The sequence below is a fragment of the Marinobacter lutaoensis genome, assembly GCF_001981305.1.
Taxonomy (GTDB): domain Bacteria; phylum Pseudomonadota; class Gammaproteobacteria; order Pseudomonadales; family Oleiphilaceae; genus Marinobacter; species Marinobacter lutaoensis.
In genome coordinates this window covers 443,929-459,994 of the sequence record NZ_MSCW01000007.1, presented here as the reverse complement: position 1 = coordinate 459,994, position 16,066 = coordinate 443,929, and the positions used below count along the sequence as shown (strand labels likewise).

Below are 16,066 nucleotides of genomic sequence, written 5' to 3'. Positions count from 1 at the left end.
CCGGGCGGTCGGTGTCGGTTTATATACATGCTGGCATGTAAGTTGAATGAAAGTTCCGTGCCAAACCGACACCAACGGCCCGTGTCCGCGGGCCCCAGCGAGGACATCCCATGACCCGATCCAGCGACATCCAGGCCCTGCAGCAGCGACTCACCGAGGCGGGCGTCAAGTACGCCATCGCCAGCTACGTGGACATCCATGGCATCAGCAAGGGCAAGTTCGTGCCCGTGGCCCACCTGGGCCAGATGATGGCCGGTTCCGAACTGTACACCGGCGCCGCGCTGGACGGGGTGCCCCAGGACATCTCCGACGACGAAGTGGCGGCCATACCGGACGCCGCCAACCTGGCCATCTGCCCGTGGAATCGCCAGCTGGCCTGGTTCCCCGGCAGCCTCTACCTCAACGGCCGGCCCTTCGAGGCCTGCTCCCGCAACATCCTGATCCGTCAGCTGGAGGCCGCCCGGGGGATGGGCTACCGGTGCAATCTGGGCATCGAAACCGAGTTCTTCCTGTTCCGCGATACCGGGGACGGCGGCTTTGCGCCGCTCAGTGACCGGGACACCGCCGGCAAACCCTGTTACGACCCCCGTGCGTTGATGGACAACCTGCCGATCATGGACGCGCTGGTGGCGGCGATGAACGAGCTGGGTTGGGATGTGTACTCCTTCGATCACGAGGACGCCAACGGCCAGTTCGAGACCGACTTCCGCTACGCCGACGCCCTCACCATGGCCGACCGGCTGGTGTTCTTCCGCCTGATGGCCAACGAAATCGCCCGCCGGCATGGGGCGTTTGCCAGCTTCATGCCCAAGCCCTTCGCCGACCGCACCGGCAGCGGCGCCCATTACAACCTGTCGCTGGCCGACCTGGAGACCGGGGACAACCTGTTCGAGCCCCGGGGCGACGACCCCCACGATTGCGGGGTCAGCCGGCTGGCGTACCATTTCATCGCCGGGGTGCTCCGGCACGGTGCCGCCATTAGTGCGGTGATCGCCCCCACGGTGAACAGCTACAAGCGGCTGGTGCGTCAGGGCAGCATGTCCGGTTCCACCTGGGCCCCGGTGTTCCTGTGTTACGGTTCCAATAACCGCACCAACATGATCCGTATCCCCGGCGCCGGCGGCCGTATCGAATGCCGGGCGGCGGACATCGCCTGCAATCCCTATCTGGGGGCCGCGCTGATTCTGGCGGCTGGCTTGGAAGGCATCCGCGAGGGGCTGGAGCCCGGCGCGCCGCACCACGAGAACATGTACAACTACCGCGATGCCGAGATTGCGGCCCAGGGCATCCGCTACCTGCCGCGCAGCCTGGGCGAGGCGATCGAGGCCTTCGCGGCGGACCCGCTGGCCCGGGAGGTGTTCGGAGAGGCGATGTTCCAGGCGTTTGTCGACTACAAGACCGACGAGTGGCAGAGCTACCAGAACCATGTGTCCGCATGGGAGATCGAGCGTTACCTGAAACTGTTCTGAACGGCGCCGCGGCCGGTACCGGCCGGACTCAGGTCCGGCCGAGCAGGGTCCAGAACTGGCGTTGGAAGAACGGGATCTTGTCCTCCAGCGGAAACAGCCCGGGGGCGAACAGCCAGGCCTGGGTAATGCCCATGAGGTAGGTGTAGCCCAGCAAGCCGAGGTCGGCGGCGGATTCGCCCCGGCGCAACGCGCCCACGGCCATGGCGCGTTCGATCAGGGTGGCGAACAGGTCGACAATGGCACGCGTCAGTTGCCGTTCGCGGGCCAGGGTACGGCTCATGGCGTCGGTCAGTTCGGTCTTGTTGAGCAGAATCTCGAACGACTGGCGGTAGCGTCGGTCGTTGGCCAGCAGGGATAGCCACTGGTCGAGGAAGTGGTCCAGGGCGGCCAGGGGACGGTCGGCCATGCCCCGGCATTCGTCCACCAGGGCTTCGAGGGGTTCCTGGGAATAGGCCAGCACCGCTTCGTACAGATCGTCCTTGTTCTGGAAATACCAGTAGATCGGCCCCCGGCTGCAGCCGGCTTCCCTGGCGATCCGGCTCAGGGTCGTCCGCGAGTAGCCGTCCCGGCTGAACAGCGTTAACGCCGCCTCCAGTACCGTTTGACGGGTTTTCTCGGCCTCTTCCTTGGTTCGACGCATTCGTTGTGTCTCTTTGGGTCACTTGGGGCGGCGGGGCAGGACGGTCCGCCCCGCCCATACGCCCAAAACAGAAAAAAGGGCACGACTATCGTGCCCTCAGGTGCCGGATGAAACAAGCGAGGCCGGGTCAGATCTCGCCGTCCGCCGCCATCTGCATGTAGTCATCATTGAAACGCAGCTTCACATTGCCGGCATCGCCCATGACCGTGCCGTCCGGGAATTCGATGCCCACGAAGTCGGGGGTTGTCGCGCCCTGGCCCAGCAGCCCCTTGTCGAAGGAGAACCGGCGCACGCTGTCCATGGCCTCGAACGCCTCTTCGCTGTTGATGAAGTCCACCGACATCTGCGGCTGCCAGAACATCTTCATGGCCGCCAGCTGGGCCTCGTAACCGGCCTGGTCGGTGCCGGACAGCTCACCCAGGTAGGCGCGCGCCTTCTGGCCCGCCTCGCTGTCGGAGGCAAGAATGTCCATGACCTCGTACCAGGCGCCCACCAGGGCCTTGCCCAGTTTCGGATTGTCCGCCAGGGTCTCGGTGTTGACCAGGGTCAGGTCCTTGATGTGCCCGGGAATCTGGCTGGAATCGAACAGTTTGGTGGCCCCGGGGTAGGCTTCCACTTCGCTCAGCAGCGGGTTCCAGGTGACCACGTGACGCACCTCGTCGGTCTGGAACGCCGACACCAGATCCGCGTCCGAAATGTTCACCACGTTCAGGTCCCGCTCCTCCATGCCGACGCTGTCCAGCGCCCGCACCAGCAGGTAGTGGGATACCGACAGTTCCACCAGGTGCACGGTTTCGCCCCGAAGCTCCTCAATCGAATGGGCGTCCTTGGACACCAGACCGTCGTTGCCGTTGGAGTAGTCGCCGACGATCAGGGCGGTGGTGTCGACGCCGGAGGCGGCGGGAATGGACAGGCCGTCCATACTGGTGGCGACCACGCCGTCGAACTGGCCAGCGGTGAACTGGTTGATGGATTCGATGTAGTCATTGACCTGGACGATGTCCACGTCGATGCCGTATTTGTCCGCCCATTTCTTCATGATGCCGCTGTCCTCGGCGTACTGCCAGGGCACCCAGCCGGCGTAGATGGTCCAGGCGATGCTGAAGTGCTCCTTTTCCTGGCCCAGGGCGGCCATGGACAGGGAGGCGGCCAGCAGGCCGGCACCCAGACGCTTGCTCAGGTCACGTGTTTTCATGGTTGCTCTCCTCGGGCTCTGCCCGTTTGCTGATGTTGCGCGTTTTTCAGGGGGGTTGCGATTCAGGGGTGCTCCTGCACGATCACCACCGGCGTGCCGGGGGCGACCGGCTGGCCGGCCTCGCGCCGGACTTCCACCACGGTGCCCCCGACCGGGCTGAGCAGTTCGATTTCCATCTTCATGGATTCGATCACCGCCACCGGCCGCTGGGCGTCCACCGGGTCGCCCGGCTGCACCAGGCACTCCCAGACGCTGCCGGCGACGTGGCTGGCCACCGCGTGCTGGCCCTCGGGCAACCGGTCGGTGTCGTCGGCACCGGTGTCCTCGATCGGCGCCTCGCTGCTGAAGTGGATCTGGCCGGACTCGATCCAGCGTTGCAGTTCGGCGTCGAAGGCCTGCTGCCGGCGCCGGGTGAACGCCTCGATGTCGGCCTGGTGGTCCGCCAGGAAGCGTTCGTACGCCTTCAGGTTGAAGCGGGTATGCTCGACCCGGATCGGGTAGTCGCCGTTGGGAAAGTCCCGGCGGATGCGTTGCAGTTCGTCGGCACTGACTTCGTAGAAGCGGATCTGGTCGAAAAACCGCAGCAGCCAGGGGGTGCCGGGCGGGAAGTGCTCGGTGGTGCGGTAGCGGTTCCACATCTGCAGAGTGCGGCCGACGAACTGATAGCCGCCGGGCCCTTCCATGCCATAGATGCACAGGTAGGCGCCGCCGATGCCGACCGAGTTTTCAGCGGTCCAGGTCCGGGCCGGGTTGTACTTGGTGGTGACCAGCCGGTGGCGCGGATCGAGGGGTGTGGCCACCGGTGCCCCGAGGTAGACGTCGCCCAGCCCCATGACCAGGTAGCTGGCCTCGAATACGATGCGCTTAACCTCGTCGAGGCTGTCCAGGCCGTTGATGCGGCGAATGAATTCCAGATTGCTCGGGCACCAGGGGGCGTCCCTGCGCACCGACTGCATGTACTTTTGGATGGCCTGGCGGCAGGCGTCGTCGTCCCAGGACAGCGGCAGGTGCACGATGCGGGCGGGCACGTCCCATTCCGGCTGCCGGGCGAGGGCGTCCTCGCCCCTGAGCAGCAGCGCCAGCAGCTCGGCCTGGCTCAGTGCCAGGCTGTCGTAGCGTACCTGCAGGGAGCGGATGCCGGGGGTCAGGTCCCGGATCGCCGGATGGGCCTGCTCCTGCAGCCACAGCATCAGGGCGTGGGCCCGGAAGCGTAGGCGGATGTCCAGTTCCATCGGGCCGTATTCCACCAGCACGTCGTTGTCGCCGGCGGCACGGTAGATCACGCCGGTGTCGTGCTGATCGGTGGACAGCCGGTGCAGCACCGGCGTCGCCGGCCGCGCCGGGGTGACCGGCACCGACACCGGCGTCAGGGTGTCGATCCGGCGTTCCAGGGCCTGGCGCAATCGCACCGCCTGTGTCTGGCTCACCGGCAGGAAACGGATCCGGTCGCCGGCCTTGAGCTGGCCCAGTTTCCAGAGGTCGGCGCTGATCACCGTCACCGGGCACACGAAACCGCCCAGGCTGGGGCCGTCCGGACCGAGGATCACCGGCATGTCGCCGGTGAAGTCGACGGTGCCGATGGCGTAGGCGTTGTCGTGGATGTTGGAGGGGTGCATGCCCGCTTCGCCGCCGTCACGGCGGGCCCATTCCGGTTTGGGGCCGATCAGGCGCACGCCGGTGCGGCTGGAATTGTAGTGCACCTCCCACTCGGCCTCGAACAAGGTGTCGATGTCCCGGTCGGTGAAGTAGTCCGGGGCGCCGTGCGGGCCATAGGTCACGTGCAGGGTCCAGTCGCGCCCCAGGGCCGGCACCAGTTCCGCCGGCAGCGAGCTGACCGGTACCGGATCGGTGGGGTTCAGGTGCAGAACATCGCCCGTACGCAGGGCCCGGCCGCCATGGCCCCCGAATCGGCCGAGGGTAAAGGTGCTGACGGAACCGAGGTAGGCGGGGCAGTCCAGGCCGCCCCGGATCAGCAGGTAGGCCCGGGCGCCCGCGCCCTGGACGTTGCCCAGGTGCAGCACGGCGCCCTCGGGCACGTCCACCACGGTCCAGAAGGGCACCGGACGGTCGTTCAGGCGCGCCTCCAGCCGGGCCCCGGTGAGTACGATCTGGGTGGCGCGGTTGAAGGCCAGGGTCGGACCCCTGAGGGTGATTTCCAAGCCAGCGGCGTCGGCGGGATTGGCCAGCAGGCGGTTGCCCAGCCGGAAGGCATAGCTGTCGAACGGGCCGGACGGCGGCACGCCCACCTGCCAGTAGCCGACCCGGCCGGGGTAATCCTGCACCGTGGTCAGGGTTCCCCCGGACAGCACGTCGACGGTGGCCGGGCGGTAGCGGAACCCGTTCAGGTCGCCGGTACACAGCCGACCCTCGCGGAACGGGGTGTCCGCCAGCACCGCGCGGACATAGTCACGGTTGGTCTCGATGCCGTACAGGCGGGTCTCGGCCAGTGCCTGCTCCAGCCGCTGGCGGGCCTGCTCCCGGGTGTCACCGTGGGCAATCATCTTGGCCAGCATCGGGTCGAACAGCGCCGGCACCTCGGTGCCGGGCTGGAGCCAGTGATCGATGCGCAGGTCGTCGCCGGCCGGCCAACTGACCTCGGTCAACAGGCCGGCGCTGGGCTGGAAATCCTTGTTTGGGTCCTCGGCGTAAAGGCGGGCCTGGATGGCATGGCCCCGGGGGCGCAGGGCGTCGGCCCGGGCGGCCAGGTCGCCCAGGGTGCCGGCGCCCAGTTCCACCATCCAGCGCACCAGGTCGACGCCGTACACCCGCTCGGTGACGCCGTGCTCCACCTGCAGCCGAGTGTTTACCTCCAGGAAGTAGAACGCCTGGCTGTCCGGGTCGTAGATGAATTCCACGGTGCCGGCGCTGCGGTAGGCGATGGCCTCACCCAGACGCTGGGCGGTGGCGTGCATGCGTTCGCGCACGGCGTCGTCGAGGCCGGGGGCCGGTGCCTCCTCGATCACTTTCTGGTTGCGGCGCTGGGCCGAGCAGTCCCGCTCGCCCAGGGCCACCACGGTGCCCTGGCCGTCGCCGAATATCTGCACTTCGACATGCCGCGCCCGTTGCACGAATTTTTCCAGGAACACGCCGCTGTTGCTGAAGTTGTTCTGGCTCAGCCGCCGCACCGACTCAAAACTGCGGCGCAGTTCGGCCTCGGTGTGACAGCGGGACATGCCGATGCCGCCACCGCCGGCGGTGCTCTTGAGCATCACCGGATAGCCGATGGCGTCGGCGGCGGCCAGGGCCGCGTCCAGGTCGGTGAGCAGGTCGGTGCCGGGCAGCAGCGGCACGCCCGCCCGATGCGCCAGAGCCCGCGCGGTGTGCTTGAGGCCGAACTGCTCCATCTGGGCCGGGGTGGGGCCCAGGAACACCACGCCTTCCGCCTCGCAGCGGCGGGCAAACGCCGGATTTTCGCTGAGGAAGCCATAACCCGGGTGGACCGCCTGGGCACCGCTGGCGCGGATCACCTCGAACAGGCGTTCCTGGTTCAGATAGGTGGCGGCGGCGTTGCCCTCGCCCAGGGACCAGGCCTCATCCGCCTGGCGCACGTGCAGGGCGTCGAAGTCCGCCTCGGCGTAGACCGCCACCGAGGTCAGGCCCATGGCGTTCAGGGTCCGGATGATCCGGCAGGCGATGGCGCCCCGGTTGGCGATCAGCACCTTGGTGAGCGGTGGCCTCAGCTCCATACCAGCACCTCGATCGGGGTCGGATTGTAGGCGTTGCACGGGTTGTTCAGCTGGGGGCAGTTGGAAATCATCACCAGCACGTCCATCTTCGCCTTCAGCTCCACGTACTTGCCGGCATCGGAAATGCCGTCGGCGAAGGTCAGGCCGCCGTCGGCGGTGACCGGCACGTTCATGAAGAAGTTGATGTTGTGGGTGATATCGCGCTTGCTCAGGCCCAGTTCCTCGTGCTCGGTGACCGCCACCAGCCAGCTGTCGCGGCAGGCGTGCATGCACTTTTTCGCCAGGGCGTAGCGGGTGGTGTTGCTTTCCGCGGCACAGGCCCCGCCGAGGGTGTCGTGCCGGCCGCAGGTGTCGGCGGTGATCTCCAGCATCACATTGCCTTCGGAGGACATCAGCCGGGAGCCCGCGGTGAGGTAGACGTTGCCCTGTTCGCGGAGGGTGTCCATGGCGCTGTAGCGCTCGGTGGGGGTGTGGGCGTTGTAGAACAAGGTGTCGGCGGCCTGGTTGCCCTCCAGGTCGAGGATGCGCAGGGTTTCCCCGGCCTGAATCACCTTCAGGAAATAGTCGCCGGCTGGGATCACTTGGCGAAAGCTGGCCTGTTCGGGCTTGAGGGGGCTTTCCACGATCATCTTAGACCTCCGGTGACTGCATCAGGTGGTACAGGGCGGTGTTGGCAAAGGCGCGGGTGGCTTCCGGCGAGGAGGTTTTGCAGGGGTCGGCGTCGGTCACCGGCGCGGCCCGGAAGAACTGGTAGCGCAGCGGCTTGCGCGGGTATTCGGTGGCCGGGTTCATCGGGTGGGGGCAGGTGTGCAGCACCACCAGGGTATCCATCTCGAAGCGCAGGTCCACGGCCGCGCCGGGACGGGAGTGGTCGGCGACGTAGCTGAGGTTGCCGTCGTCGTCGGTCTGGACCCGGCTGAACCAGTTCAGGTTGGCGGTCAGGTCCTTCTTGCCCAGGCCGTACTTGGCCAGCTCGTTGAGAAAGCTGGTCCGGCCGTTGCGGTGGTACAGGTTGCGGGCCTCCTGATAGGTTTTGCGGCCCCAGCGCTGTTCCACCAGGCGGGCGTTGCTGGTGCCGCAGACGGTGTCGTGCCAGCCCAGGTCGTCGCGGATGATGGAGGCGAACACCCGGCCCATGTCCGAGAGCAGCACATGGCCCTGGGTCAGCCGGAAGGTGTGCTGGTTCTTCAGGGTGTCGGGCATGTTGTACCGTTCCAGCGGATTGTCCGGGTTGTACAGGAGCATGCCGACGTTGACGCCGCCGTCTTCGTCGATGAGGCGCAGGACATGGCCTCGGCGCATGAGGAACGACCAGTGGGATCCGCCGGGAATCAGATCGTCGTAGAGAGGGGAGGCTGACTGAAGCATGGCCTTTTCTCCTGGCTTGGGGGTCAAAACAACACGAGAGGCGTCAGTAACTGAACGATCCTCCCGGGCTTTTGTCCCGCCGTGTAGCCTTGGAAAAGGCCGTCAACTCTCGGACCAGGCACCCGTGGGCACGGGCCGGAACCCTAGTTGACCATATGTCAGATTGTCGCGCGTCGATCATCGATCGTGGAACACGACCTCTCGCAGCGTACCGGAACCACTGCAGGGTCTGTGCCAACCCCGGCGAGGTGCCGGTTTCGCGGGCCGTTCCCCGTCCCGCCCCGGCCCGGGCGCACCATGCGCGGGCGCGTCTGCCCCGGCCTGGTGCGCGAAAGGCGGGGGTTTCTACGACTAAGGGACGAGTCTTCCACCCCCAACGCAGCATTTCCCTGGGCCGGATCGGGGTCTACATTGAATGAGTGAAACGCGAAAGGCCGCGTTGCCCTGCGACAACCATAAGAAAGAGGTCCAAACCATGATCTACGCACAACCCGGAAAGGACGGTTCCGTCGTTTCCTTCAAATCCCGCTATGAAAACTACATCGGTGGTGAATGGGTCGCCCCGGTCAAGGGCCAGTACTTCGAGAACATCACCCCGGTCACCGGCGAGGTCATCTGCGAGGTGCCCCGCTCCACCGCCGAGGACATTGAGCTGGCGCTGGACGCGGCGCACAAGGCGGCGCCGGCCTGGGGCAAGACCTCGCCCACCGAGCGTTCCAACATCCTGCTGAAAATCGCCGACCGCATCGAGGCCAATCTGGAGAAACTGGCGGTGGCGGAGACCTGGGACAACGGCAAGGCCGTGCGTGAAACCCTGAACGCCGACATCCCGCTGTCCGCCGACCACTTCCGCTACTTCGCCGGCTGCATCCGGGCCCAGGAAGGCAGCATCGGCGAGATCGATCACAACACCGTGGCCTACCACTTCCACGAGCCGCTGGGCGTGGTCGGCCAGATCATTCCCTGGAACTTCCCGCTGCTGATGGCCGCCTGGAAACTGGCGCCCTGCCTGGCCGCTGGCAACTGCACCGTGCTCAAGCCGGCGGAACAGACGCCCGCCAGCATCCTGCTGCTGATGGAGATCATCGGCGACCTGCTGCCGCCGGGCGTGGTCAACATCGTCAACGGTTACGGCATTGAGGCCGGGCAGGCCCTGGCCAGCAGCAAGCGCATCGCCAAGATCGCCTTCACCGGTTCCACACCGGTCGGTTCCCACATTCTCAAGTGCGCGGCGGAAAACATCATCCCCTCCACCGTGGAGCTGGGCGGCAAGTCGCCGAACATCTACTTCTCCGACGTGATGGAGGCCGAACCCCAGTTCATCGACAAGTGCGTGGAAGGCCTGGTGCTGGCGTTCTTCAACCAGGGCGAAGTCTGCACCTGCCCGTCCCGGGCGCTGGTTCAGGAGGAGATGTTCGAGCCGTTCATGCAACGGGTGATCGAGCGCACCAAAACCATCAAGCGGGGTAACCCCCTGGACACCGACGTGCAGGTGGGGGCTCAGGCTTCCAAGGAACAGTTCGACAAGATCATGTCCTACCTGGAGATCGGCAAGCAGGAAGGTGCCGTGGTGCTGACCGGCGGCGGCCCCGAGGATCTGGGCGACGAGTTCCGCAACGGCTTCTACATTCAGCCGACCCTGTTCAAGGGCGACAACCGGATGCGCATCTTCCAGGAGGAAATCTTCGGCCCGGTGGTGGGCGTGACCACCTTCCGCACCGAGGAGGAAGCCCTGGCCATTGCCAACGACACCGAGTTCGGCCTGGGCGCCGGCGTCTGGACCCGCGACACCAACCGTGCCTACCGCATGGGCCGGGGCATCCAGGCCGGCCGGGTGTGGATGAACTGCTACCACGCCTACCCGGCGCACGCCGCCTTCGGAGGCTACAAGAAGTCCGGTGTGGGCCGCGAGACCCACAAGATGATGCTCGACCACTACCAGCAGACCAAGAACCTGCTGGTCAGCTACGACATCAACCCGCTTGGGTTCTTCTGAATCCCGGGGCCCCGTTCCGGGGCCCGTCACGGTGTCACCACAGGGACGTGACGTCTCCTCTGGCCCCTGACCGGGGCCTTTTTTCGTTGTCCGGCTCGGCCCGGACGCCGGTGTCGGGTAAATTCCGTGTAAACCCGCGCTCCGGGCCCGCTGGGCCGGGGGCCGGCCGGTTACACTGTGCGGACATTTCCTCCGCGTGACCGAGCGATGACCCAGATACACCGAGCCTTCGTGGCGCTACTGATTCTTTTGACGGCCCTCTGGCTGCTGGCCAACGGGACTCTGCCGCAACCTCTGACCTATTTCAGCTTCCGTGCCTGGTTCATCCAGTACAGCGGTGTCCTCGCCATCGGTGTGATGAGCGTGGCGATGATCCTGGCCACGCGACCGGCCTGGCTGGAGGCGCGTCTGAACGGTCTGGACAAGATGTACCGGCTGCACAAATGGCTCGGGGTCACCGGCCTGGTGATGGCGGTGGGGCACTGGTGGCTGGCCCGGGGCACCAAGTGGATGGTCGGCTGGGGCTGGCTGGAACGGCCCGAGCGCGCTCCGCGCGGCGAGCAGACCCTGGGCCTGGTCGAGGGCTGGTTCCGCAGTCAGCGGGGGCTGGCCGAAACCCTGGGCGAGTGGGCCTTCTACGCCCTGGCCGTGCTGCTGATCCTGGCATTGAGCAAGCGCTTTCCGTATCACCTGTTTGCGAAAACGCACAAGCTGCTGGCGGCCCTGTACCTGGTGCTGGTGTTCCACAGCCTGGTGCTGCTGACGTTCGACGACTGGCAGCAGCCGATGGGCTGGCTGCTGGCGCTGTTGCTGGCCGGCGGCAGCGTGTCGGCACTGGCCTCCCTGACCGGCCGGATCGGCCGCGACCGGCAGGTGTCAGGCCGGGTTCAGGATCTGGCCTATTCGCCGGCGCTGCGGGTACTGGCCACCGAGGTAGCCCTGGACGGCCCCTGGCCGGGGCATCGGGCCGGCCAGTTTGCCTTTGTCCGCTACGGTCGGGACGGTGAGCCGCATCCCTATACCATCGCCTCGGCCTGGCAGCCCGGAGACCCGGCGCTGACCTTCGTCACCAAGGCCCTGGGGGATCACACCGGGCGCTTGCCCGGGCGGCTGCGGCCGGGACAGACGGTTCGGGTGGAGGGACCGTACGGCTGTTTCGATTTCCGCGATGGCAAAAGGCGGCAGATCTGGGTGGGGGCGGGTATCGGTATCACGCCGTTCCTGGCCGGTCTCAAGGCGCGTGCCAGCCAGCCGGACGAGGTCGCGGTCGACCTGTTCCACGTCACCCGTGATGTCGATCCGGTGGCGCTGGACCGGCTGGCGGCGGACGCGGCCGCCGCCGGCGTGCGCCTGCACGTTTGGCAGAGTGGGCGCGACGGCCGTCTGGACGGGGCCGCGATCCGGGCCGCGGTGCCGGACTGGCGCAGCGCCAGCCTGTGGTTCTGCGGTCCCGCACCGTTTGGCCGGTCGCTGCGCGCCGACTTCCTCCGGCACGGCCTGGCGTCCGGAGACATCCACCAGGAGCTGTTTCAGATGCGTTAGGGCCGGGGTGTTGTGGCCGGAACCTCGCGCACCGGAATCCGGGCCGGGCTCCGCCGTGCCTGCTTGCGACGGAGGAGGCTGTCGACGCACTGCTCGGGATCGCGCAGGATCACCACGCACTCCAGGCACTGGATGCACTCGTTGTAATCAATGGCGCCGTCCCGGCGGATGGCGTTGATGCCGCACCGGTGCCGGCACCGCTGGCAGGGCCTACCGCAGCGCTCGATGCGCGTCAGCCAGTGGAACCGGCGCAGGCGCCCCAGCACGGCCAGACCGGCGCCCAACGGGCACAGATAACGGCAGTAGAACTTGTGGATGAACAGCCCGGCCGCCAGCAGGGCCAGGGCGTAGAGCACGAATGGCCAGGCCCGGACGAAGCCCAGGGTGATGCTGGTCTTAAAGGGTTCCACCTCCGCCAGCTGCTCGGCGAGGGTCAGAGAGTGGCCGGCGGTGGCGACCAGCCCGAGCAGAATCGGGTATTTCAGCAGGATCAGCCGGCGGTGCCAGCGCTCGGGTACCTTCACCTGGCGCAGCCGCAGCCGGCTGCCCAGCCAAGCCACCATCTCCTGCAACGCACCGAACGGGCACAGCCAGCCGCAGAACAGGCCCCGGCCCCAGAGCACCAGGGTCACGACGGTGTAGCTCCAGAGCAGGAACAGCACCGGGTCGAGCAGGAACACGTCGAGCGAAAAGCCGTCCCACAGCGCCAGCAGCAGCGTGTAGATGTTCACCACGGACAGCTGGCCCTGGGCGTACAGCCCAAGGAACAGCAGGGTGAAGGCGAGGAAACCCCAGCGAAACCCGTGCACCAGCCGGGGCCAGCGGGTCAGGCGCCGCTGCAGCGTGAAAAACAGCGTCAGCAGCGCCAGCGCCACCACCAGCACCGCCACCGTCCCGGCCCGTTCCCGCCAGATCCCTTGCCACACCGGCGTGCGCCTGGCGTCCGGGTCGGTTGCCGCCACCGGCTCGAACAACGCCTCGTTGAAACGGACCGGCAGGGTGACAGTGGTGCGGTCGTGCACCAGGTGATTCCTGGCCAGCTCCACGTGCAGCCGGAGCTCCGACGGCGCGCCCGGGTTGAAGCCGGCGTTGCCGGTCACCCGGAACAGGTTGACGGCGTCGAACGCCGGTTGTCCGCTGGCCCTCGGTCCCAGGGACGCATCCAGCCAGTTCAGGTCCCGGATCTCCACCGCCAGCCGGTTCTGCACCAGGCCGATGCGCTCCGGCGTGCTGCCGGGCACGAACTCGGGGCCGACGTGGGGGTAGGGCCCCCGGGACGCCACCAGCAGCACGTGTTCGTTCGCCTCCAGGCGGGCCATGAGGGCCCGGTAGCCCGCGTCCCCCAGCAGGTTGCGCCCGACCATGGGGGCGTTCAGGTAGGCGACGTAGAGTTCCGAGAACAGGCCGTCGGCCGCGACCGCCGGTGGCTCCGGGTAGTCGGCCAGGGGGCGCCCGAGCGCCTGTTCCACCTGGGCGGCGCTGATGCGGGCCTGGCTGACGAATCCCTGGTCGAGCAGGCCCGGCCAGTCCAACGGGCGGTAGACGTCCGGCCGGACCCGGGTCGGGGGTGCCTGGGCAAAGTCCGCCAGGGTCTGCCGGGCCACCTTGAGCGCGGAGGACAGGACCGTGTCGTTGATGATCAGCACCGACACCGTAGCCTTGCTGACCCCGTCGAAATACACCGGGTCGCCGTCCACGGTCTTACCCCGGGCTTCGCTGCCGGTGCGGATCAGGATTTGCTCGCGCAGGGAGTGGCCGGCGTACTGCGACACGAAATCGAACAGGGGCGCTTCCCCGAGCCCGTGCAGGAACACCGGTTCGTGGTGTTCCAGTACCCGGACACCGGTGAAACGGCCGCGGGTGTCCAGCCCGATCATCATCCGGATCGGCTTGCCGGCGAACCCCTGCAGGTGGCTCAGATCGGTGGACTCGTAGGCGTAGCCCAGCAGTTCCTGCAACTGGTACACCGGATAGACCGGAAGGTCGGCGCGCCGCTCCCCGATCACGGTGGCCGAAGGGAACAGTGACTGGATCACCTCGCGCCGATGCGGATCCAGCCCGGCGCGGGCCGGGGCGGGCAACAGCATAAGACACAGCAGCAGGGTCAGAATCGGCCGGACCATGGGGCTCTCCGCGGGTTTCTTGTTGTTCTTGTTCCATGCTAGGGCCCCGGTGGCGGCACTCAATACGACCTAGGCGCCGGCGGGATGCGACTTTGTGGGGGCGGAAAACGGTCCTAAAGTACCATTCTTGCGCCCGGCCTCTGTCGCTAGGATGAAATCGGGTCGCCGGCGCCTTGCCGGCCCCGCCATCCAATGCGCAAACAATCATGACAAGAGGTGAGCATTATGTGGACCAAACCCGCCTATGAAGACCTGAGGATCGGCTTCGAAGTCACCATGTACTTCGCCAACCGCTGAGGCGACCGGCGCGGGCGGCGGTCGGTGCCCCGGTGCCGGCCGCTTGCCGCCGGCTCCGTACCATGCAGGTTCATGTCCTCGGTTCCGCCGCCGGCGGTGGCTTTCCCCAGTGGAACTGCAACTGCCGGAACTGCGCCGGGTTGCGTCAGGGCACCGTGCGTGCCCAGCCCCGCAGCCAGTCGTCCATTGCCGTCAGCGAGGACGGCGAGCGCTGGATCCTGTTCAATGCCTCGCCCGACATCCGCGCCCAGCTGGCGGCCTTCCCGGCCATGCAACCGGCGCGGGCAGTACGGGACACCGGCATCGCCGCCGTCGTGCTGATGGACAGCCAGGTGGACCACACCACCGGCCTGCTGTCGCTGCGCGAGGGTCTGCCGCTGGAGGTCTGGTGTACCCGACAGGTGCACGACGACCTCAACACCGGCTTCCCGCTGTTCCCGATGCTGCGCCACTGGCACGGGGGGTTGGTCTGGCGCGAACTCGAGGCATCGGACACCGAGCCCCGGTTCCTGCCGTGCGCGCCGTCCCTGGCGCTGACGGCGATCCCACTGCGCAGCAACGCACCACCGTATTCGCCCCGCCGCGACCGGCCCCATCCGGGCGACAACATTGGGGTGTTCCTGCGCGACACCCGCACCGGCTTCTCGGTGCTGTACGCGCCGGGTCTGGGGCAGCCGGATGCCCGGCTCCGGGCCTGGATGCGCCGGGCAGACGTGCTGCTGGTGGACGGCACTCTCTGGCAGGACGACGAGATGATCCGCCAGGGGATGGGTAGCCAGACTGGGCAGGCCATGGGCCACCTGGCCCAGAGCGGGCCGGGCGGCATGATCGAACTGCTCGCCGACATGCCGGCCCGCCGTAAGATCCTCATTCACATCAACAACACCAACCCGATCCTGGACGAGGATTCCGCCGAGCGTGCCGAGCTGGCGCGCCATGGCATCGAGGTCGCCTGGGACGGTATGCACATCGAGGGACCCGGGCAGCCATGAACGCCAGCGTCGATACCGCCATGAACCGCCGGGCGTTTGAACAGGCCCTGCGCGACAAGGGGCGCTACTACCACAGCCATCATCCCTACCACCGCGCCATGTACAGCGGCCGGTGTACCCCGGAACAGATCCGTGGCTGGGTGGCCAACCGTTACTACTACCAGATCATGATTCCGCAGAAGGACGCCGCCATCCTCGCCAACTGCCCGGACCCCCGGGTGCGCCGGCTGTGGCTGCAGCGCATCCTCGATCACGACGGCCATGGCGACGAGGCCGGCGGCATCGAGGCCTGGTTGGCCTTGGCGGAGGCGGTGGGACTGAGCCGGGCGGAAGTCATCGACCAGCGCCACGTGCTGCCCGGGGTCCGCTTTGCCGTGGACGCTTACGTCCGATTCGTGCGGCGTGCCTCTTGGCAGGAGGCCGCCTGCGCCTCGCTGACCGAACTGTTCGCGCCGGAGATCCACCAGAGCCGGCTGGACAGCTGGCCCCGCCACTACCCCTGGATCGAATCCGAGGGGTACCGCTACTTCCGCAAACGGCTGTCGGAGGCGCGGCGGGACGTTCAGCACGGGCTCACCGTCACCCTCGACCACTTCGTGACCGGCGCCCAGCAGGCCCGGGCACTGGAGATTCTCCAGTTCAAGCTGGACATCCTGTGGACCCTGCTGGACGCCCTGACCATGGCCTACATGCACCACACACCCCCGTATCACACCGTGACCGACCGGCCGGTGTGGCACCGTGGGCTGTAACAGGGA

The 16,066-nt window shown here is 67.1% G+C and carries 12 protein-coding genes and 1 riboswitch; of the genes, 6 read left to right on the top strand and 6 right to left on the bottom strand.

Annotation, left to right across the window (positions count from 1 at the left end):
- Nucleotides 1-110: 110 nt before the first annotated feature.
- Nucleotides 111-1,469 carry a type III glutamate--ammonia ligase gene (glnT, locus tag BTO32_RS11750; RefSeq protein WP_076724811.1) on the top strand — a complete coding sequence of 453 codons (1,359 nt, stop codon included), beginning with the start codon at nt 111-113 and terminating at the stop codon, nt 1,467-1,469.
- A 28-nt stretch (nt 1,470-1,497) separates the two neighbouring features.
- Here the strand turns inward: glnT and BTO32_RS11745 are convergent, their stop codons facing one another.
- The 5 genes from BTO32_RS11745 to BTO32_RS11725 all read right to left on the bottom strand — a co-directional run bounded on the left by BTO32_RS11745 (nt 1,498) and on the right by BTO32_RS11725 (nt 8,358).
- A complete protein-coding gene (locus BTO32_RS11745) occupies nt 1,498-2,109 on the bottom strand; it encodes a TetR family transcriptional regulator (protein WP_076724810.1) in 612 nt (203 codons plus the stop codon).
- 127 nt (nt 2,110-2,236) lie between these two features.
- The gene (locus BTO32_RS11740) at nt 2,237-3,304 is read right to left on the bottom strand and encodes a putative urea ABC transporter substrate-binding protein (protein ID WP_076724809.1); all 1,068 of its coding nucleotides are present in this window, start codon (nt 3,302-3,304) and stop codon (nt 2,237-2,239) included.
- Nucleotides 3,305-3,366: 62 nt separating this feature from the next.
- Nucleotides 3,367-6,990 carry an urea carboxylase gene (gene uca / locus BTO32_RS11735; protein WP_076724808.1) on the bottom strand — a complete coding sequence of 1,208 codons (3,624 nt, stop codon included), beginning with the start codon at nt 6,988-6,990 and terminating at the stop codon, nt 3,367-3,369.
- Entirely contained in the window at nt 6,981-7,619 is a 639-nt protein-coding gene (locus BTO32_RS11730) for an urea amidolyase associated protein UAAP2 (protein WP_076724807.1), read from the bottom strand. Before BTO32_RS11730 ends, uca begins: the two co-directional genes overlap by 10 nt.
- Nucleotide 7,620: 1 nt before the next feature.
- Nucleotides 7,621-8,358, bottom strand: coding sequence for an urea amidolyase associated protein UAAP1 (locus BTO32_RS11725; RefSeq protein WP_076724806.1), 738 nt, complete (start codon nt 8,356-8,358; stop codon nt 7,621-7,623).
- A gap of 58 nt (nt 8,359-8,416) precedes the next feature.
- Nucleotides 8,417-8,516, bottom strand: a riboswitch (guanidine-I (ykkC/yxkD leader).
- A 317-nt stretch (nt 8,517-8,833) separates the two neighbouring features.
- Here BTO32_RS11725 and exaC point away from each other — a divergent pair.
- Together exaC and BTO32_RS11715 are read left to right on the top strand one after the other, a co-directional pair.
- Nucleotides 8,834-10,354 (top strand): acetaldehyde dehydrogenase ExaC, encoded by a 1,521-nt coding sequence (gene exaC / locus BTO32_RS11720; RefSeq protein WP_076725092.1) that lies wholly within the window; start codon nt 8,834-8,836, stop codon nt 10,352-10,354.
- Between the two features lie 207 nt (nt 10,355-10,561).
- Nucleotides 10,562-11,896 (top strand): ferredoxin reductase family protein, encoded by a 1,335-nt coding sequence (locus BTO32_RS11715; protein ID WP_076724805.1) that lies wholly within the window; start codon nt 10,562-10,564, stop codon nt 11,894-11,896.
- Here the strand turns inward: BTO32_RS11715 and BTO32_RS11710 are convergent.
- Nucleotides 11,893-14,019, bottom strand: a complete 2,127-nt coding sequence (locus BTO32_RS11710) for a 4Fe-4S binding protein (RefSeq protein ID WP_076724804.1) — start codon at nt 14,017-14,019, stop codon at nt 11,893-11,895. The two genes, BTO32_RS11715 and BTO32_RS11710, sit on opposite strands and share 4 nt — an antisense overlap.
- Before the next feature lie 225 nt (nt 14,020-14,244).
- Here BTO32_RS11710 and pqqA point away from each other — a divergent pair, with 225 nt between their 5' ends.
- The 3 genes from pqqA to pqqC all read left to right on the top strand — a co-directional run bounded on the left by pqqA (nt 14,245) and on the right by pqqC (nt 16,060).
- Complete coding sequence (gene pqqA / locus BTO32_RS11705; protein WP_007153157.1) at nt 14,245-14,316, top strand: pyrroloquinoline quinone precursor peptide PqqA; 72 nt, start codon at nt 14,245-14,247, stop codon at nt 14,314-14,316.
- A 62-nt stretch (nt 14,317-14,378) separates the two neighbouring features.
- Complete coding sequence (pqqB, locus tag BTO32_RS11700) at nt 14,379-15,308, top strand: pyrroloquinoline quinone biosynthesis protein PqqB (RefSeq protein WP_076724803.1); 930 nt, start codon at nt 14,379-14,381, stop codon at nt 15,306-15,308.
- The gene (gene pqqC / locus BTO32_RS11695; RefSeq protein WP_076724802.1) at nt 15,305-16,060 is read left to right on the top strand and encodes a pyrroloquinoline-quinone synthase PqqC; all 756 of its coding nucleotides are present in this window, start codon (nt 15,305-15,307) and stop codon (nt 16,058-16,060) included. The genes pqqB and pqqC overlap by 4 nt, the downstream gene beginning before the upstream one ends.
- Nucleotides 16,061-16,066 lie beyond the last annotated feature (6 nt).